The organism is Kitasatospora sp. cg17-2, from assembly GCF_054031055.1.
On sequence record NZ_CM132923.1, the window covers coordinates 160,095 to 187,062 of the forward strand.

Annotated in this window: 16 protein-coding genes and 1 pseudogene; 10 read left to right on the forward strand and 7 right to left on the reverse strand. The window is 73.0% G+C overall.

Going from position 1 to position 26,968, the window contains the following annotated elements; translation table 11 throughout:
• Nucleotides 1-221 precede the first annotated feature (221 nt).
• The 3 genes and pseudogenes from arc to ACW14Y_RS00665 all read left to right on the forward strand — a co-directional run.
• Nucleotides 222-1,823, forward strand: a pseudogene (gene arc, locus ACW14Y_RS00655) (proteasome ATPase); the annotation flags it as partial.
• A 272-nt stretch (nucleotides 1,824-2,095) separates the two neighbouring features.
• On the forward strand, nucleotides 2,096-2,527 hold the full coding sequence (locus ACW14Y_RS00660; protein ID WP_380312613.1) for a hypothetical protein: 432 nt from the start codon (nucleotides 2,096-2,098) through the stop codon (nucleotides 2,525-2,527).
• Nucleotides 2,528-2,816: 289 nt separating this feature from the next.
• Entirely contained in the window at nucleotides 2,817-3,746 is a 930-nt protein-coding gene (locus ACW14Y_RS00665; RefSeq protein WP_456985474.1) for an ABC transporter substrate-binding protein, read from the forward strand.
• 35 nt (nucleotides 3,747-3,781) lie between these two features.
• On the opposite strand, the gene ACW14Y_RS00670 is transcribed toward ACW14Y_RS00665, so the two are convergent.
• The 3 genes from ACW14Y_RS00670 to ACW14Y_RS00680 form a co-directional block, all read right to left on the reverse strand.
• Nucleotides 3,782-4,237, reverse strand: a complete 456-nt coding sequence (locus ACW14Y_RS00670) for an Lrp/AsnC family transcriptional regulator (RefSeq protein WP_380444425.1) — start codon at nucleotides 4,235-4,237, stop codon at nucleotides 3,782-3,784.
• A 19-nt stretch (nucleotides 4,238-4,256) separates the two neighbouring features.
• Nucleotides 4,257-6,470 (reverse strand): cytochrome P450, encoded by a 2,214-nt coding sequence (locus ACW14Y_RS00675; RefSeq protein ID WP_456985475.1) that lies wholly within the window; start codon nucleotides 6,468-6,470, stop codon nucleotides 4,257-4,259.
• A 145-nt stretch (nucleotides 6,471-6,615) separates the two neighbouring features.
• Nucleotides 6,616-9,468, reverse strand: coding sequence for an ATP-binding protein (locus tag ACW14Y_RS00680; RefSeq protein WP_456985476.1), 2,853 nt, complete (start codon nucleotides 9,466-9,468; stop codon nucleotides 6,616-6,618).
• Between the two features lie 268 nt (nucleotides 9,469-9,736).
• Between ACW14Y_RS00680 and ACW14Y_RS00685 the strand changes: the two genes are divergently transcribed.
• Nucleotides 9,737-10,765 carry a polyprenyl synthetase family protein gene (locus ACW14Y_RS00685; protein ID WP_380312988.1) on the forward strand — a complete coding sequence of 343 codons (1,029 nt, stop codon included), beginning with the start codon at nucleotides 9,737-9,739 and terminating at the stop codon, nucleotides 10,763-10,765.
• Nucleotides 10,766-10,840: 75 nt separating this feature from the next.
• On the opposite strand, the gene tatA is transcribed toward ACW14Y_RS00685, so the two are convergent.
• Together tatA and ACW14Y_RS00695 are read right to left on the reverse strand one after the other, a co-directional pair.
• On the reverse strand, nucleotides 10,841-11,143 hold the full coding sequence (gene tatA, locus ACW14Y_RS00690) for a Sec-independent protein translocase subunit TatA (RefSeq protein ID WP_402725348.1): 303 nt from the start codon (nucleotides 11,141-11,143) through the stop codon (nucleotides 10,841-10,843).
• A 90-nt stretch (nucleotides 11,144-11,233) separates the two neighbouring features.
• Entirely contained in the window at nucleotides 11,234-13,489 is a 2,256-nt protein-coding gene (locus ACW14Y_RS00695) for an alkaline phosphatase D family protein (RefSeq protein WP_456985477.1), read from the reverse strand.
• Between the two features lie 796 nt (nucleotides 13,490-14,285).
• Here ACW14Y_RS00695 and ACW14Y_RS00700 point away from each other — a divergent pair.
• The 5 genes from ACW14Y_RS00700 (at nucleotide 14,286) to ACW14Y_RS00720 (ending at nucleotide 20,877) form a co-directional block, all read left to right on the forward strand.
• Nucleotides 14,286-15,137: an ROK family protein gene (locus tag ACW14Y_RS00700; RefSeq protein ID WP_456985478.1), complete on the forward strand. Its 852-nt coding sequence runs from the start codon at nucleotides 14,286-14,288 to the stop codon at nucleotides 15,135-15,137.
• A 219-nt stretch (nucleotides 15,138-15,356) separates the two neighbouring features.
• On the forward strand, nucleotides 15,357-16,709 hold the full coding sequence (gene phnA / locus ACW14Y_RS00705) for a phosphonoacetate hydrolase (protein WP_456985479.1): 1,353 nt from the start codon (nucleotides 15,357-15,359) through the stop codon (nucleotides 16,707-16,709).
• A 125-nt stretch (nucleotides 16,710-16,834) separates the two neighbouring features.
• Complete coding sequence (locus ACW14Y_RS00710) at nucleotides 16,835-18,166, forward strand: MFS transporter (protein WP_456985480.1); 1,332 nt, start codon at nucleotides 16,835-16,837, stop codon at nucleotides 18,164-18,166.
• Nucleotides 18,167-18,178: 12 nt separating this feature from the next.
• Nucleotides 18,179-19,297 carry a zinc-binding dehydrogenase gene (locus tag ACW14Y_RS00715; protein WP_456985481.1) on the forward strand — a complete coding sequence of 373 codons (1,119 nt, stop codon included), beginning with the start codon at nucleotides 18,179-18,181 and terminating at the stop codon, nucleotides 19,295-19,297.
• 125 nt (nucleotides 19,298-19,422) lie between these two features.
• Nucleotides 19,423-20,877, forward strand: coding sequence for an aldehyde dehydrogenase family protein (locus ACW14Y_RS00720; RefSeq protein ID WP_456985482.1), 1,455 nt, complete (start codon nucleotides 19,423-19,425; stop codon nucleotides 20,875-20,877).
• Nucleotides 20,878-20,973: 96 nt separating this feature from the next.
• Here the strand turns inward: ACW14Y_RS00720 and ACW14Y_RS00725 are convergent, their stop codons facing one another.
• Nucleotides 20,974-21,867, reverse strand: a complete 894-nt coding sequence (locus ACW14Y_RS00725; RefSeq protein ID WP_380312994.1) for a LysR substrate-binding domain-containing protein — start codon at nucleotides 21,865-21,867, stop codon at nucleotides 20,974-20,976.
• Between the two features lie 441 nt (nucleotides 21,868-22,308).
• Between ACW14Y_RS00725 and ACW14Y_RS00730 the strand changes: the two genes are divergently transcribed.
• Nucleotides 22,309-24,366, forward strand: coding sequence for a beta-galactosidase (locus ACW14Y_RS00730; RefSeq protein WP_456985483.1), 2,058 nt, complete (start codon nucleotides 22,309-22,311; stop codon nucleotides 24,364-24,366).
• A 59-nt stretch (nucleotides 24,367-24,425) separates the two neighbouring features.
• Here ACW14Y_RS00730 and ACW14Y_RS00735 read toward each other — a convergent pair whose 3' ends face one another.
• A complete protein-coding gene (locus tag ACW14Y_RS00735; protein ID WP_456985484.1) occupies nucleotides 24,426-26,966 on the reverse strand; it encodes an RICIN domain-containing protein in 2,541 nt (846 codons plus the stop codon).
• Nucleotides 26,967-26,968 lie beyond the last annotated feature (2 nt).

Below are 26,968 nucleotides of genomic sequence, written 5' to 3' on the forward strand. Positions count from 1 at the left end.
ACCTTCCAAGGCCCAGGGCCCTCGCGGCCCACCATGACGCACGGAAAAGCGGGCGTTCACCCCACGGCCTCCGGACAGGCGGCTCCACCGCATCCCGGCGCGGCCGGTCCGCAACCCCATGAAGGAGGTGAGGACCGGTGACAGCAGACCGCAACGCGTACGTCCGCGGAACCGGCTCCCCGTACAGCCCGTCGAGAGCCGCCGACCAGCGGACCACCGGGCTCCTGACCGAGCTCGCCCGGGTCACCGCCCAGAACGAACGGCTCGCCTCCACCCTGCGTGAGGCCCGCGACCAGATCGTGGCCCTCAAGGAGGAAGTGGACCGGCTGGCACAGCCCCCGGCCGGATTCGGCGTGTTCCTCGCTCCCAACGAGGACGGCACCGCCGACATCTTCACCGGCGGCCGCAAGCTCCGCGTGAACGTCAGCCCCAACGTCGTCCTCGACGAACTGCGGCGCGGCCAGGAGGTGATGCTCAACGAGGCCCTCAACATCGTGGACGCGATGGCCTTCGAGAGCATCGGCGACCTCGTCACCCTCAAGGAGGTCCTCGAGGACGGCGAGCGGGCCCTGGTCGTCGGCCACACCGACGAGGAGCGGGTGGTGCGCCTGGCCGAGCCCCTGCGCGACATCACCCTGCGGACGGGCGACGCCCTCCTGCTGGAGCCGCGCTCCGGCTACGTCTACGAGGTCGTGCCGAAGTCCGAGGTCGAGGAGCTCGTCCTCGAAGAGGTCCCGGACATCGACTACCGCCAGATCGGCGGCCTCGCCAACCAGATCGAGCAGATCCGCGACGCGGTCGAGCTGCCCTACCTGCACGCCGACCTCTTCAAGGAGTACGAGCTGCGCCCGCCCAAGGGCGTCCTGCTCTACGGCCCGCCCGGCTGCGGCAAGACGCTCATCGCCAAGGCCGTCGCGAACTCGCTGGCCAAGAAGGTCGCCGAGGTCACCGGCCGGCCCCAGGGGAAGAGCTACTTCCTCAACATCAAGGGCCCCGAGCTCCTCAACAAGTACGTCGGCGAGACCGAGCGGCAGATCCGCCTGGTCTTCCAGCGCGCCCGCGAGAAGGCGAGCGAGGGCACCCCCGTCATCGTCTTCTTCGACGAGATGGAGTCGCTGTTCCGCACCCGCGGCTCCGGCGTCAGCTCGGACGTGGAGAACACCATCGTCCCCCAGCTGCTCGCCGAGATCGACGGCGTGGAGGGCCTGGAGAACGTCATCGTCATCGGCGCCTCGAACCGCGAGGACATGATCGACCCGGCGATCCTGCGGCCCGGCCGCCTGGACGTCAAGATCAAGATCGAGCGCCCCGACGCCGAGGCCGCCAAGGACATCTTCTCCAAGTACCTCAAGGGCTCGCTGCCCTTCCACCCCGACGACGTCAAGGAGCACGACGGCTCGCTGGAGGCCACCGTCGCCGCCATGATCCAGTCCGTGGTGGAGCGGATGTACTCCGAGACCGAGGAGAACCGCTTCCTGGAGGTCACCTACGCCAACGGTGACAAGGAGGTCCTGTACTTCAAGGACTTCAACTCCGGCGCGATGATCCAGAACATCGTCGACCGGGCCAAGAAGATGGCCATCAAGGACTACCTCGACCACGGCCAGCGCGGCCTGCGCGTCTCCCACCTCCTCAACGCCTGCGTCGACGAGTTCAAGGAGAACGAGGACCTGCCCAACACCACCAACCCGGACGACTGGGCCCGGATCTCCGGCAAGAAGGGCGAGCGGATCGTCTTCATCCGCACCCTCGTCACCGGCAAGCAGGGCGCCGAGTCCGGCCGCTCCATCGACACTGTCGCCAACACCGGACAGTACCTGTGAGCAATCCCCCGCTCACCGCTCCGTATTCACCGGCGGACCACTACCCACCATTTCCCCGCCTTTTCCCCGACGAAGACCCGAATACTCAATGACCACCACCGGCGTCCAATTTCTCTTGAATGTCCGAATCGGCCGGGTATTCTGCACCACAAGGCCGACGACCGCGGGAACGCCGGGGCGAGAAACGCCACCGGGACCGCGATCAGCCATCCGCCCGCACGGCCGGGCCCGCTCCGGGCCGGGCGCCTCCTCGAATCCCGTGGAGCCAGTCCATGCGCGTATCCGACAACTCCCCCACCCTGCGACCGGCCGCCTACCTGTGCCGCCCCCCGAGGAACCCGAGGACGGCGTACGGGGACTGTGAAGCGCTCCGGCACTTCGCCGCCCGGCTCGGCCTGCCCGCCCCGGTGTTCTACCTCGACGACGTCCACCCGTCCTCGTGGGGCCACCGGTCCCGGCCGCAGTTCGAGACGCTCGTACGCGCGGTGATCGACGGCACCCACCGGCTGCTGCTGATACCGGGCCCCTGGGTCTTCTCCGGCGACGAGGGCCGCATCCGCCTGTCGCTGCGGGTCCTCACCGCGGCCGGCTGCACCCGGGTCCTGGCACTGCCGAAGCATCCCGCCCCCGCCCCGCGGGAGCACCCGGCGACGGTCGGCGAGCGTCCCGGGCGGGTGCCGGGCCAGCGGCGGCCCTCGGCCTGACCGGGACACTCCGCGCGCTCGGCAGCAGCCCGATGACAACGAACCGGCATCGGAGCAGGACGCGCGGACGGCGCGGGACTCGGTCACTCCCGACCGGGTCCCGCACCGGCACGGAAGGAGGGTGGACCCTCGGGGCGCGGGCCTCGGGGCGCGGGTGAAGCCGATAGCGGATCGTGACACACCTCCCGCCCCTCGCACCGGAAGCGGATGGGAGTATTCCGCACCGGCCGCGTCCGATGCCCCCACGGATTCCGGCCGTGCCACGCCTGCCTCGCGGAGGAGCGCCCCCATGGTCCATCTCTCCTGCCCTTTTCCCTACCGCCGGGCCCTGCCCACGGCCCTCACCACCGCCTCGGCCCTGCTGCTCACCGCCGCCTGCGGCGGGCCGGAAGCCCCGAAGAGCAATCTCGACAAGGCACGGGAGGCGGTCCCGGCCGCGCAACGGGCCGCCGGGGTGCTGCGGATCGGCTCCGACCTGAACTACCCGCCGGTCGCGTTCCGCGGCGCGGACGGCAGGCCGGACGGCCTCGATCCGGACCTGGCCGAGGCCCTCGGGCGGGTCCTGGGCCTGCGGATCGAGTTCGTCGACACGCCGTTCGACGAGCTGATACCCGGTGTCAACAGCAGGGCCTTCGACGTGGCGATGTCGGGGATCAGCGACACGCCCGCACGGCGCAACGCGCTCGGCGAGAACGGCATGCCGACGGGCAAGCCCGGCGTGGACTTCGTGGACTACTTCATCGCCTGGACCTCGATCATCGTGCAGAAGGGCAACCCGAAGGGCATCCGGACGCTCAACGATCTCTGCGGCCGTACGGTCGCGCTGCAGCGCGGCACCACCCAGGACGAGATCGTCACCCGCCAGGTCGCCGCCTGCGACCGGGTGGGCCTGCCGTTGCAGGTGCACCGCTTCGACGACGACGCCCAGGCCCTCGCCGAGGTGGCGGCCGGCAAGGCGGTGGCGGACTTCAACGACCTGCCGGTGGCGGCGTACGCGGCCAGGACCACCGACAACGGCAACCGCTTCGAGGTGCCGGGCGCGCTGTCTCAGTCCAGTCCGTACGGGATCGTGGTGAACCGGAACGACACCGCCCTGCGCGACGCCCTGGTGAAGGGGCTGGACGAACTCATGCGCGAGGGCGGGTACGACGTGATCCTCGCGAAGTGGAACGTCAGCGCCGGCGCGGCCCGGGCGGCGGCGGTGAACGGAGGACTGTGACACCCCGGAGGACCCGGACGTTCCCTGGCGGGGCGTCACTCGCCGGGGACGATGCTGGGCCGGTCCACCACCTCCTCGACCACGGTCAGCGTCCGGGTGGACCGCACCCCCGGGATGCCCTGCAGCTTCTCGAGGACGAACGCCCGCAGCGTCTCCGTGTCGCGGACGCGCACCAGGAGCACGATGTCGAAGCCCCCGGTGAGGTACCCCGCGTACTGGACCTCCGGCAGCGCGGCCAGTTCCCCGCTCATCTCGCGCCAGCGGAACTGGCCGGCCGAGACCAGGACGAGCGCCGTCACGTGCAGCCCGAGCTGCTGGTGGTCGACGTCGATCGAGAAGTTCCGGATCACCCCGGCCCGCCGCAGCCGCTCCAGGCGCGCGTAGACCGTGCCGCGGGAGACGTTCGCCCGCGCGGCGAGTTCGGCGGCGGGCAGCCGGCCGTCCTTGTTCAGCGCGCGCAGCAGCGCGAGGTCGATGTCGTCCAGGTGCACGGGGGCTCCTCGGTTCGGTTCAGAGGTCCAGGGTCAGCCGCGGGCCTCCGGCCCGGGAGACGCAGACGAGCATCACGTCGCCCCGCTCCCTCTCCTCGGCGGACAGCAGGTGGTCGCGGTGGTCCACCGCGCCGTCGAGGACCGCAGTCTCGCACGATCCGCAGATGCCCTCGCGGCAGGTGGACGGGACGACGACCCCGGCGTCCTCCAGCGCGCGGAGCAGGGTCCGGTCCGCGCCGACCGTGATCTCCCGGCCGGTGCGGGCCAGCCGGACCCGGAACTCCCGGCCGTCGGCGGGTGCTTCCGGCCCGGTCGGCGCCCCCGGCCCGGTCGGCGCGCCGAACCGTTCGACCCGGAGGGTGAGCGCCGGATGTCCGGCCGTCAGGGCGGCGAGTTCGTCCAACATCCCGGCGGGCCCGCAGGCGTGGACCTGCCCCCCGTCCGGCACGGAGCGCAGCCGTGCGGCCAGGTCCGGGCGACCGCGGTCCGCGGTGGTCCAGGTCTCGCAGGCGGGGCCCAGCGCCTCGACCTCGTCGAGGAAGGGCATCGAGGCGCGGTCGCGGCCGACGTACAGGAGCCGCCACGGCGTGCCGGAGGCGGCCAGGGCCCGCGCCATGGGCAGCAGCGGGGTGATGCCGATGCCGCCCGCGACCAGCAGGTGGCCGGGGGCGGGGGTCAGCGGGAAGGCGTTGCGCGGCGCTGTCGCCTCCAGGCGGTCGCCCGGGCCGAGTGTCCCCACGAGGAACGCCGAGCCTCCGCGCGAGCGGGCGGCCCGGCGGACGCCGAACCGCCAGGTGTGCCGGTCGGCCGGGTCCCCGCACAGCGAGTAGGAGCGGCGGAACACCTCCCCCGCGTGCTCGAAGGTGAGGTCGACGTGCGCGCCGGGTGTCCAGGGCGGCAGTGCACCGCCCTCCGTGTGGCCGACGGTGAGGACCGCCACGTCACTGCCGGCCCTGCGGAGGTCGAGGACGCGCAGCGGGACGACGGGCGTGGGGCGGGCGGCCGTGCGCGCCACCGGGGCCGGTCGGCGGGACGTGCGGCCGGGTCCCGGGCCGAGCGCCACCTTCAGGCCGACCGGTCCGCGGAACTCCCAGCCCCGGACCACGGGTTCCTCCAGCAGCCGCAGGCCCGGGTGGGCCGTCAGCAGTTCCTCCAGCGCGATGCGGACCTGGGTGCGGGCCAGCGCGGCGCCGACGCAGGCGTGCACGCCCGCGCTGAAGGAGAGGTGCTGGTTGTGCTCGCGCCAGAGCCGGAACTCGTCCGGCTCGTCCCACCGCCGGGGGTCGCGGTTCGCGGAGGCGAGGACGGCGAGGACGAGCGCCCCTTCCGGCAGGGGCCGTCCCGCGACGCGGGTGGGCCCGGTGACGCGCCGGGTGACGGTGCCCACGGGGGCGCCCAGGCGCAGGGCCTCCTCGATCAGGCGCACGATCGCCGTGCGGTCGCGGTCGACCTCGCGGCGGACGTCGGGGTCCGTCAGGTAGGCGACGAGGGCGTGGCCGAAGAGGTCGCGCGGTTCCTGCATGCCGCCGATGATCAGCAGTTTGGTCGTCGCCGCGATCTCGTCGAAGCGGGCGCCGCGGGCCGTCAGACCGGCCAGCAGGGTGTCCGGTGCCGGGCCTCGCCGCAGGGTGGCGCGCAGCGTGTCGTCGACGGCGGCGCTCGCCGCGTCCGCCCGGCGCTGCTTGCCAGGGTCGCGCTCGTAGTTGGCGGCTCCGGCGGCGATGGCGTCCACCCAGTCCGTGAACACCGGGACGGGCATCCCGGGCAGCCCGGTGACGCGTTGCAGGACCCGGACGGCGAGGGTGCGGGCGAAGCCGTCGACGAGGTCGACCTCGTCCCCCCGCCGGAGGGCGCCGAGCAGAGTGCGGACGGTGTCGCGGACGGCGGCCTCGGCGGTCCGTCGGACCACCGCGGGGCGCAGGCCGTCCGTCAGTGGTGCGCGCAGCCGGTCGTGGTGGGCGCCGTCGCTGTGGAGCAGGTTGGGGCCGATCGTCCGGGAGAGGGGCGAGTCGTGGACGGCGGCGCTGAAGGTGTCGGCGTCGCGGCAGATCCGCCGGACGTCCTCCCACCGGGTGACCAGGTGGGCGTGGACGGCCGGGACCCAGGCGACCGGCTCCTCCTCCCGCAGGCGCCGGTAGAGGGGGTAGGGGTCGACTTCGAGGGCTTGGACGGTGATGGCCGCGCCGGGCGGAGCGGGCTCCGCCGACCCGGCTCGGGGGGTCGGTGTCGTCATGGCGCCAGGATGGGCGTCGTCCGGCCGATCGCGGTGCGGTGCCGGCCGTTGATCATCAGTTGTTCCGAACGGGCCGGTCGGCCTGCACGATCGCTCGGTGGACACGGCCGTGATCGTGCTTTTCGGCAGCGCTCCCGTGGTCCGTTCAGGTCGCTCCGTCGGTGAGGTCGGTGCGGGTGGTGCGGAGTTTGGTGAGGACGCGGGCGACGTGGTTCTCGACGGTGCGGGTGGAGAGGAAGAGGGCGGTGGCGATGTCCTTGTTGGTGGCGCCGGTGGCCAGGAGGTCGCGGATCTGTTCCTCGCGGGGGGAGAGGTTGTTGCCGTAGCCGGTGCGGCCGCGCGGGTTGGGGGTCTGTCGGCCGAGGTCGCGCAGCGCGCGCTGGCAGCGGGCGGCGTCGGAGGTGGCGCCGAGGCGTTCGAAGACGGCGATCGGGTCCGCGAGGCGGGTCTCGGTCCGGTCGGGGTCGGTGCGGGCGGCGCGTTCGGCGGCGAGGGCGGCGCGGTGGGGGCGGCCGATGTCGGTCCACCGTGCGGCGGCGAGGTCGAAGGCCGCCGTCGCGGCGTCGGGGTCGGTGACGGTCAGCAGGAGCCCGCGGCAGTGGTGCTGCTCGGCGACGGCGCCGGGTGCGTCGCGGCCCTCGATCGCGGTGGCGTGGCGTGCGGTCAGGTCGCGGGCCTCGTCGGCGCGATCGAGGGCGAGCAGCGTCTCGACGGCGGTGGGCACCAGGTCCCAGGCGTAACCCCAGGCCTCCTTGCGCTCCAGGAATCCGAGGAGGTCGAGCGGGTCGGTCAGGGTCCGCCAGGCGGCCCCCGGGTCGTTGCGGGCCAGGTGCAACCGGGCCCGCCCGGCCGCGACGCCCAACAGGTCCAGGTGCAGCCCCCGGCCGAGCGCGGCGTCGAACAGCGCGGCCGCCTGCGCGGTCAGGCCCCGGGCGGCGGCGGTGAGCCCCCGCACCGCCGCCAGCAGCCCGCCGGACCGCAGCGGGTTGTCCGGGTGGCGGTCGTGGAGGGTCGTCAGTCCGCGCTCGGCCTCCTCCCAGTGCCCGGCCTGCCAGTCGAGCACGACCCGGAAGGTGTCCAGGTAGGGGTCCAGCATGGGCAGGTGGGTGCGCGGTGCCATCGCTCGCAGCTCCTCGACGGCGCCGGCGGACCGGGCGTCGTGCCCGACGCAGAGCCAGGTCTCGGCGATGCTGCAGACGCTGAAGGCCGTGGCCTGGAGCACGGGCACCGCGCCGTCGCGGGGCAGCGCCGCCAGGACCTCGGGGAGGGCCGGGTCCGCCACCACGCCCTGCTGGAAGATCCGGGCGACGTCCATGATCGGCCGGGCGTTGCGGCTCTCGACGTCCACCAGCAGCTCGTAACCGCGCCGGACGAGGGCCCGCTGCTCGGCGAGCGTGTAGCGGTCGGTCTGCGACAGTCCCAGGTAGCTGAGGATCCGGGCGGAGGTGACCGGGGTGCTGTCGCCCACCTCCGTCAGGGCGGTCACGATCTCCTGCTCGCCCGCGAGGTCTCCGACCTGGTAGACCAGCAGCCCGCCGAGGCTCGTCCTGATCCGGCCGCGCACCTCCTCGGGCAGGCCGACCACGGTCAGGATCCGGCGCAGGATCCTGACCGTGGTGGCGGCCTCGGTGCCGACCGAGGCCGTGTAGGACAGGGCCCAGGCGGCATGGGCGAGCTCTTTCGGGGTGAGGTCGGGCTGGTCGATGATCTCGTTCAGCAGCGCGGCGGCGGTGCCGGTGTCGCCGACCGCGGTGGCCTGGTCGGCGGCGGCCCGGGCCCGGGACAGCCAGGCCGTCCGGTCCCCCAACGCACGGGTGTGGTGGGCGATCTGCACCAGCGGCGGCGGGTCCTGGGCCAGCAGGACCTCCAGCACCCGCCGACGGGTCCGGTTGCGCACCGGCCCCGGGAGGGCGTCGTACACCGCCTCCCGGGCGAGCACGTGTCCGAATCCGTAGATGTCCGGGCCGGTCTGCCGCAGCACCGCGGCGTCGAGCGCCTCCAGCAGCGCGGCGTCGCCGCGCTGCTCGTCCAGTCCGGCGGCCTCGGCCAGCAGCGCCGCTCCGGCCGGAACGGTCAGTACGGCCGCGGTGTCCACCAGGGCCGCCGCGTCGGGGCCCAGCCGTCCGGTCCGTTCCGCCAGTACCTCGCCCAGGCTGCGCGGCACCCGCAGGGCCGCCGGGTCCGCCCCGTCCGGTGAGCGCGCGAGGGTGATCAGGTCCTCCTCGATCACCAGCGGCAGACCGCCGCTGCGCTCCAGCAGGGTGCGCACCAGGGCCGGTGCCGGATCGCCGCCCAGCACCTCCCGCGCCATCGCCCGCAGCTCCGCCCCGCCGAGCGGACCGAGCCGGATCTCGGCCCCGCCCGTGCCCGGCGGACGCCGGAACGGCACTCCCAGCACCGGCCGGCCGCCCGGCAGTTCCTCCCCCCGGTAGGTGAGCACCAGCGCGACGTCGCCCGGCATGTCCCGGGCCAGCAGCAGGAGCAGCTCCCGGGTGGCCTCGTCGGCCCAGTGCACGTCCTCCACCACCAGGACGGCCGGTGCCACCGCCTCCAGCAGCGTCCGCACCGCGGAGACCACCCAGAACCGTCCGGCCCCGGACACCGAGACCTCCGGCGGCAGGTCGGGCGGGGGCTCCGGCAGCGCGCCGGCCAGGTCGGGCAGCAGCGGTGCCAGCACGCCGGCCGAGGCGCCCAGCCGTTCCACCGGGGGCAGCCACGGCCCGATCCGGCGCAGCGCGTCGATCACCGGCCCGTAGGCGAGCGGCTCGCGCAGCGGGTGGCAGGCGCCCGCCAGCACCCGCAGGTGCCGGTCGCGCAGCGCGGACGAGGCCTCGGCGACCAGCCGGGACTTGCCGATCCCCGCCTCGCCCTCCACCAGCACCACCGCCGGACGCATCCCGGACACCGCTCCCAGCAGCGTGCGCAGCTCGGCCTCCCGACCGGCGAACGCGAGGCCGTGCACGCCGAGGAAGGCCCTGCCGTCACCGGGATCGTCCACAACCCGCTCCTGTCCTGCCCGCGGCCTTCCCGGGCGGGAAGGATCTCGGCCTCTTCGTCCACGGTAGCCATCCGGGCGCAGGTCGGCGGGGTGGAGGGCGCGGCCGACCGACGAGCATCGGCCCCGGACGTCTCCCCACCCGTGAACAGTCCGACAAGAGAACCCGACAACCGCCACGGCAGGCACTGCTGCCGCACTAGTGTCTCCGTACCTTGATTCTCGAATCTTCGAACGAATTACGAGCCCGGTCATTCACACGGAGGACACCATGACGACAGGCGCACCCACTTGGAGTTCGGACGCGGTGCTGCGGCGGCTGCGCGGCACGGGCGAGGGGCTGATCGGCTCGGCCGGTCCCGCCGCGGCCGCCGACCGCGCGATGGGACGGGCGCTGACCGGCTTCCTGGACCGGATCGCCGGGCGCGGCTCGGGGCCGGCCGTGGACGGGATCGTCGCGCTGCCGTTCCTGGTGCACGGGACGCACTCCGGCGACCCGGCGCCGGCCGAGCCCGCGGCGGTGGCGCACGTGCTGTGGTGGGTCTCGGCACGCTACGTGGACGACCTGTCCGACGCCGGGCCCCGGCCGGCCGCCGCGGCCGACACCGACAGCGCGGACCAGGATCTGCTCGCCGTGTTCGGGATCGCCTGCCACCTGGCGACCGAGGTGCTCGACGAGGGGTGCCGCGACGACCCGGAGCGGGCGCTGCGGCTGCGCCAGGAGCTGTCGCGCACCTGGCACCGGGCGATAGCCGGGCAGCTCGTGGACCTCACGGCGGCCGCGGCGACGGCGACCGCCGACGAGGTCATGGACGGCTACCTGGGGAAGACCGGTGCCCCGTACGCCATGGCCGCGGCGATGGGCGCGGTGCTGGCCGGGTGCGACGAGGCGCGGGTGGACGCGTGGCGCGACTTCGGCGCGCGTTTCGGTGTGCTGCGGCAACTGGTCAACGACCAGCGGGACCTCGCCTCGGGACGGTACGAGGACCTTCGCAACGGGACCGCCACCTTCATGGTGGTGCAGTATCTGACGTCGCTGTCCGGGCCGGAGCGCGTGGTGGCGGAGAAGCTGCTCGTCGGGTGCGCGGACTCCGCGGCGGCCCGGGAGGAGTTCGCGGCGCGGCTGACCGAGCCGAGCCGGCTGCGGGCGTTCGCGGCGGCTGTCGGGCCGCTGATCGACGGGTTGCACGCGAGTATCGACGAGGCCGGCGGGGTGGCCGAGTACGTCGCGGGCCTGCACGGGCTGGTCGATCAGACGGTGAACCTGTACCCGGAGTTCCTGCTGGGCGCCCGGGACTGAGCGCCGGGACCGGGGCGGCCCCACCACCGGCACGGTGCTCACCGTGCCGGTGGTGGGGCCGTCCGAACGGCGGGTTCAGGGGCTGTTCCGGTGGCTGGTGGTCGGTGCGGCCCTGTCGGCGGGAGGTGCCTCGGTCCCGCGCGGGGGGATCGCCTGGGTGACGGCTTCCGGGGCGGCCGCGCGGGTGGATTCGGCGGGGGTGTCGGGCGGGGCGTCGGGCGGGGTGTCCTCGTGCAGGGCCCTGGTCTCGGCCTTGAGGATGCGCAGGGACTTTCCGAGCCCGCGCGCGGCCTCGGGGAGCTTCTTCGAGCCGAAGAGCAGCACGATCACGGCGAGCACGACGATGAGGTGCCAGGGTTCCAGGCCGTTGCGGAGCACGGGCTTCGCCTCCTTGCTTCCTTGCTGTCGAACCGGGGGTCGGGTCGGCGCGGGACCGCGGTCGCCCCGCGGTCCCGCGCCGACCGGGTGTCAGGGGCGGGTGAGCTCGGTGATGGTGCGCGTCTGCGTGTGCAGCACCGTGCCGCCCCGGTTGATCCACTGGGCGGTGAGGGTGGCCGGGGTCACGGTGGTGTCGGCCACCAGCTTGAGGAAGGTGTACGGCTCGTCCTTGCTCCACTTCACCGGGTCGGCCGGGTTCGGCGTCCACCGCGTCCCCTGCGGGAGTCCGGTGCTCGCGGAGGTGGTCACGTCGAACGTGGTGCCGATGGTCCAGTCGTGGACGGGGCTGACGACGTACTCCCACATGTCGTAGCCGGCCGGGAGCGGGTCCGCCGCGGTCGAGTCGAAGTTCTTCACCGCACGGGAGACGTGGATGTCCCCGCTGAGCAGGACGCAGCCGGAGATCCGCTGCGTCCTGATGAAGTCGAGAAGCTGGAGCTTCTCGTTCTTGTAGGTGTTCCAGTCGTCCTTCTCGCTGTGGATCTTGTCGTACCAGACCATCCCCGACGCGAGGACCTTGAAGGTCGCCGAACTGGCCTTCAAGGATTCCTTGAGCCACTGCGACTGGACGGGTTCCATGCAGACCCCCGTGCTCGCGTTGGAGAACCACCGCGGGTCGATCAGGAACACCTCGATCGGACCTCGCCGGAAGGAGGTGTAGACGCCCTCGCCGGTGCCCCGGCCGGTCAGCAGCTGCGTCGGGTTACCGGTGACGTGGCCGAAGTTCGCGTTGGCACGGTAGTCGACGAACGCCTTGCGATAGTTGAATTTCTGCGACGCCCGGCCGTCGGTGTCGTTGCCGGCGAAGTCGTGGTCGTCCCACGTCGCCCAGACCGGCATCGACCGGACCATGTTCGCGACCTCGGGCACGGCCAGGAAGTCCCGCTGGTGCCTGCGGATCCGGTCCAGCTCATCGGCGGCACCGGAAAGGCCCATGTCCGCGTAGGGGGTGTCGCCGAGCATGACGAAGCCGTCACAGCCCTCGTCCTTGGCCCGCGTCCACAGGGAGTTCGGCACGTTGTGCGCACAGGACCCCACGCCCAGGGTGACCCTGGCGGCCGCGCCCGCCACCGGTGCGGTCCTGAACGAACCCTCCATCGGGACGGAGGGGGCGTTGGCCACCGTGGACGTGATGGCGAAGGTGTACGCCGTGTTCGCCTGCAGGCCGGACACGTCCACCAGGAGGGTGTTGTCGTTGGCGGTCGAGACGTCCGCGGTGCCGGTCTTCACCACGGTCGCGCCGACCTTCACCTCCCACTTCCAGGTCCCGTAGGTCCCCGGATCCAGGCCCGGCCGTGCCCAGAGCCGGGCGGTGGTCTCGCTCACGTGGCCGACGAGCGGACCCGCCTGGAGCGACGGGGTGACGGTCAGGGCAGGCGCGCTGCCGGCCTTCGCCGCCTTCACGTATCCGGTCAGGGCGTTGAAGAACCTGCGGCTGTCGTCGATGGCGGCATCGCTCTGGCTCGGCGTGCCGTCGGTCCGGTAGCACTTGTCGACGGTGAGGCTGGAGACCAGGTACCTGCCCTTGCCCTCCACGGAGGACCTGCCGTCCGCGGCGGGGGTCTTGTCCTTGCCCTCCAGCAGGGCCGCCGGGAAGCCCGACGTTCCCGGCGCGCAGGCCAGGAGCACCCGCATCTCCTTCCAGGCGCCGATCGACTCCCAGCTGGCGGTGACGGAGCGGCCGGTGAACACCTGACCGGAGGCGTCCGCGGGAAGGACGGAGACCAGCGGGTGGGTGGCGGCGACCCGGTAGACCTTGGTGAAGTCCGCGTCGGTGCGCACCGCGAACATCGCGGTCGAGTTGTAGTCCCACTTCCAGATCGGCAGGTAGGGGACACCTACGCCGGGCTTGTCGGACTTGGCGAGGTCGAGCACCACCCCACCGCCTCTGACGAACGCCCGCAGCGACTCGGTGTGGGCCTTCACATAGGTGCCGTAGGGATCGGTGTAGTCGGTGCTGTCGTTGGTGAAGCTGCCGAAGGCGATCAGGTCCACGGCCTGGGCCTGGGCCGTCGGTGCCTTGGTCAGGTCCAGGTCGATCACGGTGAACCCGGCGTGCTCCAGCAGCCGGCGCAGCCCAACGGCGTTCGTCCACCGGTCGGCGTACTCCAGCACCGCCGCGACCAGCCCCGACGGGCTGTTCGGGGGCACCTCCGCCGCGGCGGTGCCGGTCATCGCGCCGCCGGCGGCGACCGCCGCCGCGCCGACGCCCAGCAGCTGCACCGCCCTGCGGCGGCTGATCTCGGCGCGGACGCCGTCGGACAGGGTGGGGGAAGAGTCGTCCATGACTTCTCCTGGGTGAGGGTGTCGACCGATGCCGTCGAGACCACGGCCCGTGACCGGGCGTGGCCGAACAGGGAGGGGACGGGTGCGCGCGGCCCGAACGGTGGGGGTGGGCGGCGTACAGGACGTGCGGCCGCTGCCCGTGTGCGGACGGGGCTCCGCGGCCGGTGAGGAAGTACGCCGTCGCCGACGGAGCCGGGCGGGGCGAACAACTCGAACTACAGCGGCCGCGCATCGGCACTGTCAATAGTCGTACGCCCGATATCCGTCCGGGCGATCGGGTGGGGGAGATTCACTCCGCCGCCCAGCGGCAGAAAGAATGGGCTCGGTATTCGTCCGGGTCCGGATTCCGGACCCGTGGGTATCCCGGCACCGGGTCCGTCGCGCCGTCGACGGGCGGCCGACGGGACGTCAACCGCGGTACCGGAAAAGGGCGTCGGAGCTGCGGCGGAGCCCGCCGCCCCGAGCGCCGACGCGGTCGCGTCCGGTGGCTCGCCGGGCCTGTCGGCCGGGCTCCGGATCCGCTCCGGTCGCGCCGGCCGGGTGTTCCGCCGTCCGGTCCGGTTCCACGGAATTCCGCCCATACGATTCTGTTATCCGGCCCATCAGCAATTCGGGTCTTCCCCCGGCCTCCGGGTGTACCGACCATCGGAACCCACGCTCCCGGGACGGGCGCGTCGCAGCGCCGCCGTCGCGCCGAGGCGCCGGGCCGCCGGGTCCCCTCGGGACGTGTCGCGGACGGTCCCCGCCCGGACGGCGACAGCGCCGCACCTCAGCACCAGCACGAGGCAGGGCCGCCATGACCGTCTCCCCTCTTCCCACCGACCGGGTCCGACCGGCACCGAGCCCGGGAGCCCGCACCGCCGCACCGCCGCCCCGGGGGGCCGGGTACCGCCCGGCCGCCGGGACGAGCGTCATCGCCCTGGACGTCGGCCCGCGCTACATCAACGGGACCGTGATGACCGGCGACGGCCGGGTGCGCGAGTCCGAACGCTGGTACACCAGGCCGAACCGGGGCCCGGACGCCGTGCTCGACACCCTGCTCGGCTGCGCGAGCGACCTCGCCGCGCTGGCCGAACGCCGGGGTACGCCGGTGGTGGCGGCCGGCCTCGTGGTCGGCGGATCCGTCGACCGGACCACGGGTGTCGCCACGGTGCCCCGACTGGGCTGGGCCCGCACGCCGTTGCGCTGCTGGCTGGAGGAGCACCTCGACGTGCCCGTCGCCCTCGGGCACGCGGGCCATGCCGGTGCCGTCGCCGAGGGGAGGCTCGGCGCCGGCCGCGGGTGCGAGGTGTTCGCGTTCCTGGCACCGGGGAATCCGGTCCTGGCCGCGGTGCTGCGCGGAGGACGGCCCGCCGGGTCGGCGGCGTTCGCCTCGGGCGAGGACTCGCCGGACCACCGGACGGTGACGCTGCGGGACGCGGACAGCAGGGCACTCACCGAGATGATCCTCGCCGCCGAGGTGGAGCGGGTCGTCGTCGGCGGGCCGCTGCCGTCGGCGGACACGGCCCTGCGGCACGAGATCGGCTCCGCCCTCCGGAGGAACCACCGGCGCGGACCGCGCCCCGAGGTGGTCGTCGGCCGGGTCGGCGGCAGGGCGGCCTGCCTGGGGGCGGCCATGATGGCCCAGGAGCTGGCCGGGAGCCGCTGAGCACCGCCGCTCACCCCCGACGTCGCGCTCCGCGCCGATTCGCGCCTTCACCGGATCGTTGCAAAAGAGTTCCCCAAGCGCTTCCCAAGGTTCTGCAAAGCAGCGGCCCGCGCTTATGGCCCGGATAACCGGATCGGGGGTTCCTCACGATCCGCCGCACCACCACCCTTGCGTTACCACCAGATACCCACCGCGTTAACGACACGCTGAGGAGCCCCCGTGACCACCGGGAATTTCACCGTCAACGGCAGGACGTACGCCAGGCCCGCAAATCCGGTCGTCGTGATCTGCATCGACGGCAGTGAGCCCGACTACCACATCGAGGCGATGGCGGCCGGTCGGATGCCCTGGCTGAGCAAGGTCCTGGCGGACGAGGGCAGCTCGTGGCCGGCGCACTGCGCGATGCCCGCCCTCACCAACCCCAACAACGTCTCCATCGCCACCGGCCGGCCGCCTGCGGTGCACGGGATCAGCGGGAACTACATCTTCGACACCGGCCTCGGCGAAGAGGTCCTGATGAACGACAAGCGGTTCCTGCGGGCGCCCACCGTCCTGGCCGCGGCCAACGAGGCCGGTCTGGACGTCGTCGTGGTCACCGCCAAGGACAAGCTGCGCCGCCTGCTCGGCGCCGGTCTGGTCGAGGAGGGCCCCTCGCTCGACGGGTCCGGGGAATTCGTCCCCCCCTCGCACCGGGGCATCTGCTTCTCCGCCGAGAAGGCCGATCTGGCCACCGTCGAGGAGAACGGGATCGGCGACGTCCTCGCCCTGGTCGGAAAGCCGCTGCCGACCGTATACTCGGCCGACCTCAGCGAATTCGCCCTCGCCGCCGGCCTGAGAATTCTGGAAACCCGCGGCGCCGACCTGATGTACCTCTCGCTGACGGACTACATCCAGCACAAGAACGCGCCCGGCACCGAGGCCGCCAACGACCTCTACGAGAAGATCGACCACTACGCGGGTCGGCTGGCCGGACTCGGCGCGACCGTCGTGCTCACCGCCGACCACGGCATGAGCGCCAAGACCGACGCCCAGGGCCGCGCCCGGGTCGTCTTCGTCGAGGAGGAGGTCCGACGCATCCTCGGCGTCCCCGCGGACGCCGCAGCCGAGGGTCTGCGGGTCATCCTGCCCATCACGGACCCGTACACGGTGCACCACGGCGCGCTCGGCTCCTTCGCGAGCGTGTACCTCCCCGAGGGCGCCGACCGCGCGGCCACGATCGACGCCCTGCGCGCCATCGGCGGCATCCAGGAGGTGCACGGCCGCGAGCAGGCCGTCGAGCGCTTCGCGCAGCCCGCCGACCGCATCGGCGACATCGTGGTCCTCGCGGAGGCCGGTACCGCGCTCGGGCGCTACCCCGCCTGGCACGACCTCAGCGGGCTGGACGCCCCGCTCCGCTCCCACGGTGCGCTGGGCGAGCTCCAGATCCCGTTCCTGATCAACCGTCGGCTGCCGGAGCCCGAGCCGCTCGACGAGCCGTACGGCGACTTCGCCGTGATCCACAACTACGACGCCTTCTGGGTCGCCACCACGCTGGTCGCCCAGCAGGAGAGCGGTACCGCTCACGCCCACTGACACGCCGTGGCCGCCCCTCCCTCCCCCGGACGGGGCGGCCGCGGTACCGGCGGCAGCCGCCGCCTCGACCTCGCGCCGCACGCCATGCGGCGCTCCCCGGCCCCCACCCAGATCGGTCGAGAACCATGTCACACGCCGAGAACACCGGAACGGACACCAAAGGTCCAAGAGCCGCGACCCCCACGCTCGAACCACTGGGCGAGGGCACGTACAACAAGCTCAAGTGGCGCATGCTGCTGGCCGCGATGTTCTGCTACTTCTTCTTCTACACCGGCCGGCAGACGTTCGGCTTCGCCATCCCCGGCATCCAGGCCGACCTCGGTCTGAGCAAGGCGACCCTCGGCGGCATCAGCGGCATCCTGCTCTGGTCCTACGCCGCCGGTCAGATGATCAACGGCAACCTCGCCGACAAGTTCGGCGGCCGGCGGATGATGACCGCCGGGGCCATTCTGTCCACGATCCTCAACTGGTGCACGAGCTTCTCGGTCGGCTCCAGGTCGCTCAGCTTCCTCTGGGGCGCGAACGGCTTCGCCCAGTCCCTCGGCTGGCCCTCCGGCGGCCGGGTCATCTCCAACTGGTGGGGTCCGCGCGAGCGGGGCAAGAGCTTCGGCTTCTACACCTTCGCCGCCGGCATGGCCTCCGTCCTGGCCTTCGTCACCTCCACCGTCGTCGTCGACACCCTGAAGCTGGACTGGCAGTGGATCTTCCGGGTCCCGGTCCTGCTGATGCTCGTCGGCGGCATCACCTTCTACTTCGTCGCCCGGGAGAACCCCGAGCAGGCCGGTGTCACGCCGCCCGCCTCCGTCACCGGGGCCGAGGAGGAGGACGACCCGGCCGACGCCGCCGCGTTCGCAGCCGAGTCGTCGTTCCAGCGCTACAAGGCCGTGCTGCGCAACCCGAAGATCTGGTCCACCGGCATCGCCATCGGGTTCCAGAACACCGCCCGCTACGGCCTGCTGATCTGGGTCCCGGTCTACTTCCTCGGCGAGAACTGGAAGAAGGGCGGCGGCGGCATCAGCCCGCTGTGGATCTCGGTCGCGCTGCCCGTCGGCATGGCGGTCGGCGCGCTGACCAACGGCCAGATCTCCGACCGGCTCTTCGGGGCCCGCCGGGACCGCCCGATCATCCTGTTCATGGTCATGGGCGCCGCCGCCTCCCTGACCATGTACGCCGCGCCGCTGAGCGTCACCACCGGCATCGTGGTCCTCTTCCTCACCGGCTTCTTCGTCTACGGCCCGCAGTCCTCGTTCTGGGCGCTCTGCCCCGACATCGCCGGCAAGCGGATGGCCGGCACCGCGACCGGCGCGGTCAACTGCTTCGCCTACCTCTTCGCCGGGACGGCCGAGCCGTTCATCGGCGGCCTGATGGACAGCACCGGCAACACCAGCCTGATCTTCCTCTTCGTCGCCGGGTGCTGCGGCTGCAGCGCCCTCGTCGCCCTCACCATCCGACGCTAGGCGGAACCGGACATGACGCACCCCAGCAGCGTGAACTCCGCGCACTCCTCCGACTCCGTACCCCGCACACCCCTCCCGCCGACCGCGGCCGTCTGGTCCGGCCCCGAGCAGGGGTTCAGCGTGGAGGAGTTGCCCCTCCCCCGGCTCCTGCCCGGCGAGGTCCTGGTCCGCATCGAACTCGCCACCGTGTGCGGCAGCGACCTGCACACCGTCGCCGGCCACCGGCCCACCCCGGTGCCGACCGTCCTGGGACACGAGGCCGTCGGCGTGGTCGAGGCGGTCGGCGGCTCCCCCCTCCTCGCCGACGGCCGGCCCGTCGTCCCCGGCCGGCGGGTCACCTGGACCATCGGCACCTCCTGCGGCAGCTGCCGGCGCTGCGCCCGCGGCGTCCCGCAGAAGTGCGAGAGCGTGCGCAAGTACGGCCACGAGGCCGTCACCGACCACTGGCGGTACAACGGCGGTCTCGCCACCCACTGCCACCTGGTCGCGGGCACCGGACTGGTCGCCGTCCCCGACGAACTGCCGGCCGCGGTCGCCGCACCCGCCAACTGCGCCACCGCCACCGTCGTGTGCGCGGCCCGGCGCACCGGACTCACGGCCGGCGACACCGTGGTCGTGATCGGCTGCGGCATGCTCGGCCTCACCGCCGTCGCCTACGCCCGCGACCTCGGCGCCCGGCACGTCATCGCCTGCGACGTCGACGAGGGCCGGCGGCACCTGGCCCTGGAGTTCGGGGCGGACGTCGCCTGCTCCCCCGGCGCGCTGGAGACGGCGGTCAAGGAGTTCGGCGCGGACGTCGTCCTCGAACTGTCCGGCCACCACCGGGCCGTCCAGTCCGCCCTGGACGTGGTCGGACTGGACGGCCGGGTGGCCCTGGTCGGCTCGGTCTCCCCCGGGCCGGAGGTGTCCTTCGAACCCAACACCTTCGTCCGCAACCTCACCCGGGTCGTCGGCAGCCACAACTACGCGGTCGAGGACCTCACCGAGGCCGTCGACTTCCTCGTCCGCACCCCGCTGCGGGACCGGTTCGCCCGGCTCGTCCCCGAGTCCTTCCCGTTGACGGCCGTCGACGCGGCCTTCGCCGCGGCCCGCACCGGGGCAGCGCCCCGGGTCGCCGTCCGCATGGACTGACCGCCCCCTCGCTGCCGGGTCGACGCCCCCACCCCCTCGGGGGGCGTCGACCCGGCGTCCGACCGCACGGCCGCCCGTCCGCACGGGCCACCCACCCACTCCCTCCTCCCGCCAAGGAGTCCGCCATGTCGAACCCGCACCCGGAGCACCTGCTCAACCACATCGCCGGCCGTTGGTCGCCCTCGATCACGGGGCAGGTACGACCGAACCTGAATCCGGCCGACACCGCCGACGTGATCGGGAAGTTCACGGAGTCCGGGGCCGCTGACGCCACCGCTGCCATCACCGCGGCGGCCGCCGCCCAGCGGGACTGGGACGCGCTCGGGCCGATCGAACGCGCCAAGGTGCTCCGCTCCGCCGCCGCCCTGATCGGCGAGCGCTCCGAGCTGTTCGCCGAGGCGATCACCAGGGAGCAGGGCAAGCGGCTGTCCGAAGGCCGGGGCGAGGTGGCGCGCTCGCTGACCATCCTGGAGTTCACCATCGGCGAGGCCCGCCGCATCAATGGCGTCACCACCCCGGCCGAGGAGCCGCGCACGCTCGCCATGACCTTCCGGCGCCCGCTCGGCGTGGTCGGGCTGATCACCCCGTGGAACTTCCCGGTCGCCATCCCGATGTGGAAGGTGGCGCCCGCCCTGATCGCCGGCTGCACGGCCGTCCTGAAGCCCTCGCCGCTGACCCCCTGGACCTCGGCGCTGCTGGTGCAGGCCTTCGTCGACGCCGGGCTGCCCGACGGCGTCCTCAACCTGGTCCAGGGCGACCGCGACCCCGGCGAGGCCCTGGTCGCCGACCCGCGCGTGGCCGGCATCTCGTTCACCGGCTCGCTGCCGGTCGGGCAGGCGATCAACCGGGCCGGTGCGGACCGGCTGATGCGCACCCAGCTCGAACTGGGCGGCAAGAACGCGCTCATCGTGCTCGCGGACGCCGACCTCGACGCGGCCGCCGACGCCGTCGTCCACGGCGCGTTCGGCCAGAGCGGCCAGCGGTGCAGCGCCACCAGCCGCGTCATCGTCGACCGTTCGGTCCGTGACGCGCTGCTGGAGCGCCTCGTCCCGCGGGTGTCCGCGATGCGGATCGGGCGTGGCGACCAGGACTGGGCGGACATCGGTCCGGTGGTCAACGAGGAGCGCCTGCGGGCCTGTCTGACGGCGGTGCGCACCGCCGTCGAGGCCGGCGCCACGCTGGCCTGCGGGGGCAAGGAAGCGGCGCTGGACACCCCCGGCTGGTTCATGGAGCCCACCGTTCTCACCGGGGTGGCCTGGGACAGCGAGATCGCCCAGGAGGAGGTCTTCGGCCCGGTGCTCTCCGTCATCGAGTGCGACGGCTACGAGGACGCCATGCGGATCTCCAACTCGGTGAAGTACGGGATGTCCGGCACCGTCTTCACCCGGGACCCGTCCCTGATGTTCCAGGCCCTCCAGGACTTCCAGGCGGGCATGCTGCACGTCAACCGCCCGGGGGTCGGCGCGTACTCCCACCTGCCGCACATGGGGGCGAAGGCCTCGCAGCTCGGCGCCCCCGAGTGCTCCCCGGACGTCTGGGACTTCTACACCGACCTGCGCTCGGCCTGCATCCGGTACTGACGCGTCGGTCGGGGCGGGCGGGACGACCTGTCCCGCCCGCCCCGACCCGTCCGACCGCTCCGGCCCCGCCCGACCCGACCCGACCAGTCCCGCCTGTCACCCGGGCCACTCGGAGACGGCGCCGACCAGCGCCACGAACGCCTCCTCCGGCGGCGTGAGCGCCCGGTCGGCCCGCCGGACCAGGGACACCGTGCGGACCGGCGGGGCCGGTACGACGGTGAGCGCGGCGAGCATCCCGGTCTCCGTCTCCTGGCGGATGACGTGCTCGGAGACGACCGCCAGGCCGAGCCCCCGGGAGACGGCCTGCTTCAGCGTGTCCGTCCCCCACATGTCCCACTGCTCGGCGCGCTCCAGCCCCCACGTCCGCAGCGCGGACTCCTGGAGCCGCCGGGTGGCGGAGCCGCCCTCGCGCATCAGGAACCGCTGGTCGGCCAGGTCGGCGGGGGTCAGGGCGCGGCCGATGAGGGGCGAACCCGGCTCCGCGACCAGCACCATGGCCTCCTCGAACATGCCCTGGGCGACGAGCTGTTCGTCGCGCGGCGTGCCGGCGCACAGCCCCAGCGCGACCTCGCCCCGCAGCAGCCAGGACTCGACCGCCTCCTCGTTCCCCACCCTGATCTGGCAGGAGACCTTCGGGGCCCGCAGGGCGAACTCGGAGAGCAGCAGCGGCAGCAGGTAGGTGCCCAGGGTCGTCGTCCCCGCCAGCACCAGCCGGCCGGCGCCCAGGCCCCGGTACTCGGCGACGGCGATCTCCAGGTCGTCCAGGATCCCGAAGATCCGCCGGGCGTGCTCGACCACGATCTCCCCGGCCTGGGTGGGACGGGCGCCCTGGCTGGTGCGGTGGACGAGCTGGGCGCCGAGGGAGCGCTCCAGGTTGCGGATGTGGTTGGACACCGCCGGCTGGCTGGTGAACAAGGACTTCGCCGCGCCCGAGAAGCCCCCGGACTCGATCACCTTCGCGAGCACTTCCAGCTGGACCAGGGTCACCATGCTCCTACCTCCGTTGCACGCGGCCGTCGGACCCGGGCAGCGGCCCGGGCGGGGAGAAGTCCGGAAGGGGGGAATCCGCGTGCGCCCATGGAACGCGGACTCGGGTCCGGGCGCAAGGCCCGGTCGACCGCGGGTGGCGGAACGCGACCAGTGGGATGTTACCGGTATCACTTGGGCTGTCAATGCTTCTGACGGGATCAGCTGCAACAGCAATGATCTCCGCCCAGATCGTTGATACCGGTCACATCCGTGTGTTGACTGTAGGGGCCCGGCGGCGACGGCACCCCCGCCCGCCGGGCCTCCCCCGTCCCGCACGACCTCTCCCGGGAGTGACGAGTGCCGCAGCTTCCCCCCTCAGCAACCCCCGCAACACCCCCCGCACCGACACCGCGCACCGCGACCGGGCCCGCGACGGTACCGCGCGACGCGCCCTGGGGCCCGGTGCCCCGGCTCGCGTTCGGCGGTGACTACAACCCGGACCAGTGGGACCGGGACGTGTGGCGCGAGGACGTCCGGCTGATGCAGCGGGCCGGCGTGAACCTCGTGTCGCTCGGCATCTTCTCCTGGTCGTGGATCGAGCCCGAGCAGGACCGCTTCGACTTCTCGGGGCTGGACGAGGTGATCGCCCTGCTGCACGAGGGCGGTGTCGCGGTCGACCTCGCCACCCCCTCGGCCTCGCCCCCGCCCTGGTTCTCCGCGGAGTACCCCGACGCCGAGTTCGTCGACCACCTCGGCCGGCGCCTGGGCCACGGCTCCCGGCAGGGGTTCTGCCCGTCCTCGCCGGACTACCGACGGCGCACCGCGGTCGTCGCCAACCGGCTCGCCCGCCGCTACGGCGAGCACCCCGCCGTGGTGATGTGGCACGTCGGCAACGAGATCGGCGGCTACAACGCGCACTGCCACTGCCCCACCAGCGCCGAGGCCTTCCGCCACTGGCTGCGCGACCGCCACGGCGACCTCGACGGCCTCAACCGGGCCTGGGGCACGGCCTTCTGGAGCCAGCGCTACAGCGACTGGTCGCAGGTCCGGATACCCGGCGCCACACCGGGCCGGGTCAACCCCGCCCAGCAGCTGGACCACTACCGCTTCGCCTCGGACGAGCTGCTGGACTGCTACCGGACGGAACGCGACGTCCTGCGCCGCCACTCACCGGGACGGCCCGTCACCACCAACTTCATGGCCGGGACGTTCAAGTGGGTCGACTACTGCGCCTGGGGCCAGGAGGTCGACCTCGTCACCAACGACCACTACCTGGTCGCCGCCGACCCCGAGGCCCACACCGGGCTCGCGTTCAGCGCCGACCTCTCCCGGGGCATCGCCGGGGGCCGGCCCTGGCTGCTGATGGAGCACTCCACCTCGGCCGTCCAGTGGCAGCCGCGGAACACCGCCAAGCGCCCCGGCGAGATGCTGCGCAACAGCCTCGCGCACATCGCCCGCGGCTCGGACGGGGCCTGCTTCTTCCAGTGGCGCCAGTCCGACTCCGGGGTGGAGAAGTGGCACTCCGCGATGGTCCCGCACGGCGGCGAGTCCACCCGGATCTGGCAGGAGGTCGTCCGGCTGGGCGCGGCGCTCCGTCGGATCGGCGAGGTCGCGGGCTCCACCGTCACGGGCGAGGTGGCGCTGCTGTGGGACTACGAGAACTGGTGGGCCCTGGAGCTGGGCGGCCGGCCGAGCGTCGACCTGGAGTACGCCGCGGAGGCCGAGGCCTGGCACCGCGCGGTCTGGCGGCAGGGCGTGGTGTGCGACGTGCTCCCCGCCGACGTGTCCGCCGAGGTGCTGTCCCGGTACCGGCTGGTCCTGCTCCCCAGCCACTACCTGACCACCCCCGGCACGGTCCGGGCGCTCACCGCGTACGTGCACGGGGGCGGCCACCTGCTGGTCGGCCCGTTCTCCGGACTGGTCGACCGCGACGACCGGCTGCATCCCGGCCCCTTCCCGGGCGCCCTGCGGGACCTGCTCGGGCTGACCGTCGACGAGTTCCTGCCGCTGCGGGAGGGCGCCGCCCTGACCCTCGACGACGGACTGACGGGGCGGGTCTGGGCAGAGGCCGTCCACCCGGACGGCCCGGACGGCGCGCACGGCCCGGAGGACCCGGACGGCGTGGACGACAAGCACGGCACCGTCGTCGACGCCCGGTTCGCCGACGGCCCCGCAGCGGGCGGTCCCGCCCTGCTGCGCCGCCGCGCGGGCGCCGGCCTGGTGCGCTACGCCGCCACCCGCTTCGAGGACTCCTCGCTGCGCACCCTGCTCGCCGGCGCGCTGGACGAGGCCGGCGTGCGCAGCACCGCACCGGGCGCCGGCGACGGCGTCGAGGTCGTCCGCCGCACGGCGGAGGACGGGCGCAGCTGGCTGTTCGTCCTCAACCACACGGACGACGCGGCCGAGGTCGCCTGCCGAGGGGTCGAGCTCCTCTCGAACGCGACGGTCACGGGCCTCCTGACCGTCGCCGCGGGCGAGGTCGCCGTCGTCCGGGAGTCGGGGACGTCGGACGTCGGATGACAAAAGGTGGTGCCCGGCCCCTTCCTCGGGGCCGGGCACCACGGTGGGGGCGACGCGGGTCACCCGGTGGAGACGTTGACCACCGTCCACTGCTGGTTGAGCTGCGGCCCGCACGGCCACAGGATCAGCCGGGCGCCGTCGGCGGTCGAACCGCCCTCGACGTCCAGGCACTTGCCGCCGGCGCCGGAGACCAGGCGCCGGAAGCCGAGAACGGTGTCGGCCACCGTCCACTTCTGGGCCGCGTCGGTCCCGCAGGGCACGGACCGGACGGGGGTCCCGTCGGCGCTGGAGCCCCCGGTCGGGGCCAGGCACTGCCCGGCCTCGCGGTCGACCAGCCTGACCTCGCCGCCCCCGACCGGCGTCACGGTGAACTGCTGGCCGGCGGCCGTCCCCAGCGTCTGCTGGACGGCGGACCGGGCTGCCCCGGCGCCCTGGAGCCCCACGGCCTTGCCACTCTTGGTACCGACCAGCACCGCGGGCTTGCCGGCGGCCGCGCCGCACCCGTCGAAGGTGCACCCGGGCACCCAGGGGGCCTGCCCCGTCTCGTACGCGCCCTGGTCCGGGGCCGCCCCGGTGTGACCGTCGGTGACCCCGGCCATCACCAGGCCCGCGTCCACGGCAGGCGAGCCGGACGCGAGGGTGAAGTCACCGGTTCCGGCGCTGCGGTACTTCGGGTCCGGCAGGCCGCCGTCCTTGCTCCGGGTGGTGATCAGGTTGTTGCTCTGGTCGGGCGTGCCGCCGGGGATGTGCTGGTAGGGGTTCCCGTCGGGGTGCCAGCCGTCGAGGATGTTGTTCCGCAGGACGGTGTTGGCCACGTGCCTCGGGTCGGCGTAGTACTGGAAGATCGTGGCCTTGTCGCCGGACACGATGGTGTTGTTGGTGAAGGTGCCCTTCAGGTACGGCAGGTCCTGGCCCGACTGGACGAAGCCGCCGAAGGAGACCCCGGGTTCGCCGCGCAGGTTCCAGATCACGTTGTGGTCGACGTTCAGGTCGTAGCTGCCGTTGTCGAAGTGGAGGCCGTTGCCCTTCTGGGCCGGGTCGTGGATCCAGTTGTGGTCGATCCTGGTGCCGGTGTAGGCCGTGTTGCAGCAGGTGTACACGGCCCCCAGGTCGTAGTTGATCTTCGCGTAGTCGGTCATCTCGTTGTACGCGATGCGGATGTTGCGGTAGCCGTCGTTGGGGTAGGCGTTGGTGTTCATGTTGATCACGTCACGCCCGGTGCCGCGCATGGTGTTGTGCGAGATCGTGACGTCCCGGCTGCCCACCTCCAGCGCCACCGCCGCGGTGTAGGTGCCGCCGTAGGCGACGTCCCGGATCAGGTTGTTGCTCACGACGTGGCCGCTGCCCCTGACCGAGATGCCGTTGCCCATGGAGAAGCGCAGCACGCTGTTGCGGATGACGTTCCCGGTGCCGTGCAGCAGGATGCCGCTGTCGGAGTGGTGGTTGGCGTCGTAGATGCCGGCGTACGGGAGGTTGGGGTCGAACTGGGTGGTCTGCCAGGTGGAGGTGTACTCGGCGGTGATGCCGTCGAGCACGTTCTGGCTGCTCGCGTCGTCGGTGGTCACCGAGGTGGCGTGCAGCCCGATGCCGCGGACGGTGATGTGGCTGCGCCCGTTGAGGTCGAACCCGTAGTTGCGGCGCTTGGCCGTCACGTTCTCGGGTGCGGCGCCGTTGGGGGCCCAGAGGTAGAGCTGCTGCTCGGCCGGGTCGTAGTACCAGGCGTTCGGGCCCCGCAGCAGTGACTTCTTGCCGACGAGGCGGAACTTCGACGAGTTCCCGTCGCCCGGCTCGACGTGCTTGTCGCTCGCCGGGAACCGCAGCTGGAGCACCTTGTTGCCGCCGTCCAGCGTGCCGCCGGTGACGGACGCCGAGTTCGCCACCCACCCTCCCGCCAGGTAGACCGTCGCCCCGGTCATGTCGCCCAGGGCGGGGAACTGGTCGTACGTCAGCGTGCCCGTCAGCATGGTGGTGCAGGGGGGCGTGGGACAGTGGTCGGGGGATCCGGAGCGGGTGGACCGCCAGCCCTGGGTGACGAAGGACTGCTGCCACGGGTCGCTGGTGGCCGCCGGGTACGCCGCCTCCGGCACCAGGGACCCGCCCGTGAAGACCTGGTTGGCCCAGAGGTCCGCGTTGGACGGGTACTTGGTGGAGCCGTAGGGCGCGGCGGGCGTACCGGCGAGCTTCACCGGCGCCTTGTAGATCTGTCCGGTGTCGCGGACCCAGCCGCCGACCGGGTCCGTCCCGTCGACGGTCACCCGGGCGCCGGGGGCCGCCGCGAAGGTGATGGGCGCGCCCGACTGGCCGGACGCCCTCGGGGTGACCGTCTCCCGGTAGGTCCCGGCCGCGATCAGGCAGGTGTCGCCGGCGACCGCGACCTCGGCGCAGCGCTGGACGGTGCGGAACGGCGCCGCCGCCGTACCGGACGCGCTGTCGTCGCCCGTCGTCGCGACGTGGCGGACGGTGGGCGCCGCCGCGGCGGCCGGGACCGGCGCGAGGCCGGCCGCCGCGATCAGCAGCGTGACGAGGGCGGAGGCCGCCCGGGCGGATCGGCGCGCGGGGCGCCCTCGGGTTCGGAGCAGGGTGGTGGGCAGGGTGTGCATCG

Excerpts from the sequence above, each read along its gene's own strand:
- ACW14Y_RS00695 (WP_456985477.1), bottom strand. The coding sequence starts at position 13,489 with ATGGACGACTCTTCCCCCACCCTGTCCGACGGCGTCCGCGCCGAGATC.
- ACW14Y_RS00725 (WP_380312994.1), bottom strand. The coding sequence starts at position 21,867 with ATGGTGACCCTGGTCCAGCTGGAAGTGCTCGCGAAGGTGATCGAGTCC.
- ACW14Y_RS00720 (WP_456985482.1), top strand. The coding sequence starts at position 19,423 with ATGTCGAACCCGCACCCGGAGCACCTGCTCAACCACATCGCCGGCCGT.
- ACW14Y_RS00715 (WP_456985481.1), top strand. The coding sequence starts at position 18,179 with ATGACGCACCCCAGCAGCGTGAACTCCGCGCACTCCTCCGACTCCGTA.
- ACW14Y_RS00675 (WP_456985475.1), bottom strand. The coding sequence starts at position 6,470 with ATGACGACACCGACCCCCCGAGCCGGGTCGGCGGAGCCCGCTCCGCCC.
- ACW14Y_RS00710 (WP_456985480.1), top strand. The coding sequence starts at position 16,835 with ATGTCACACGCCGAGAACACCGGAACGGACACCAAAGGTCCAAGAGCC.
- ACW14Y_RS00665 (WP_456985474.1), top strand. The coding sequence starts at position 2,817 with ATGGTCCATCTCTCCTGCCCTTTTCCCTACCGCCGGGCCCTGCCCACG.
- ACW14Y_RS00660 (WP_380312613.1), top strand. The coding sequence starts at position 2,096 with ATGCGCGTATCCGACAACTCCCCCACCCTGCGACCGGCCGCCTACCTG.
- ACW14Y_RS00700 (WP_456985478.1), top strand. The coding sequence starts at position 14,286 with ATGACCGTCTCCCCTCTTCCCACCGACCGGGTCCGACCGGCACCGAGC.
- ACW14Y_RS00735 (WP_456985484.1), bottom strand. The coding sequence starts at position 26,966 with ATGCACACCCTGCCCACCACCCTGCTCCGAACCCGAGGGCGCCCCGCG.
- ACW14Y_RS00685 (WP_380312988.1), top strand. The coding sequence starts at position 9,737 with ATGACGACAGGCGCACCCACTTGGAGTTCGGACGCGGTGCTGCGGCGG.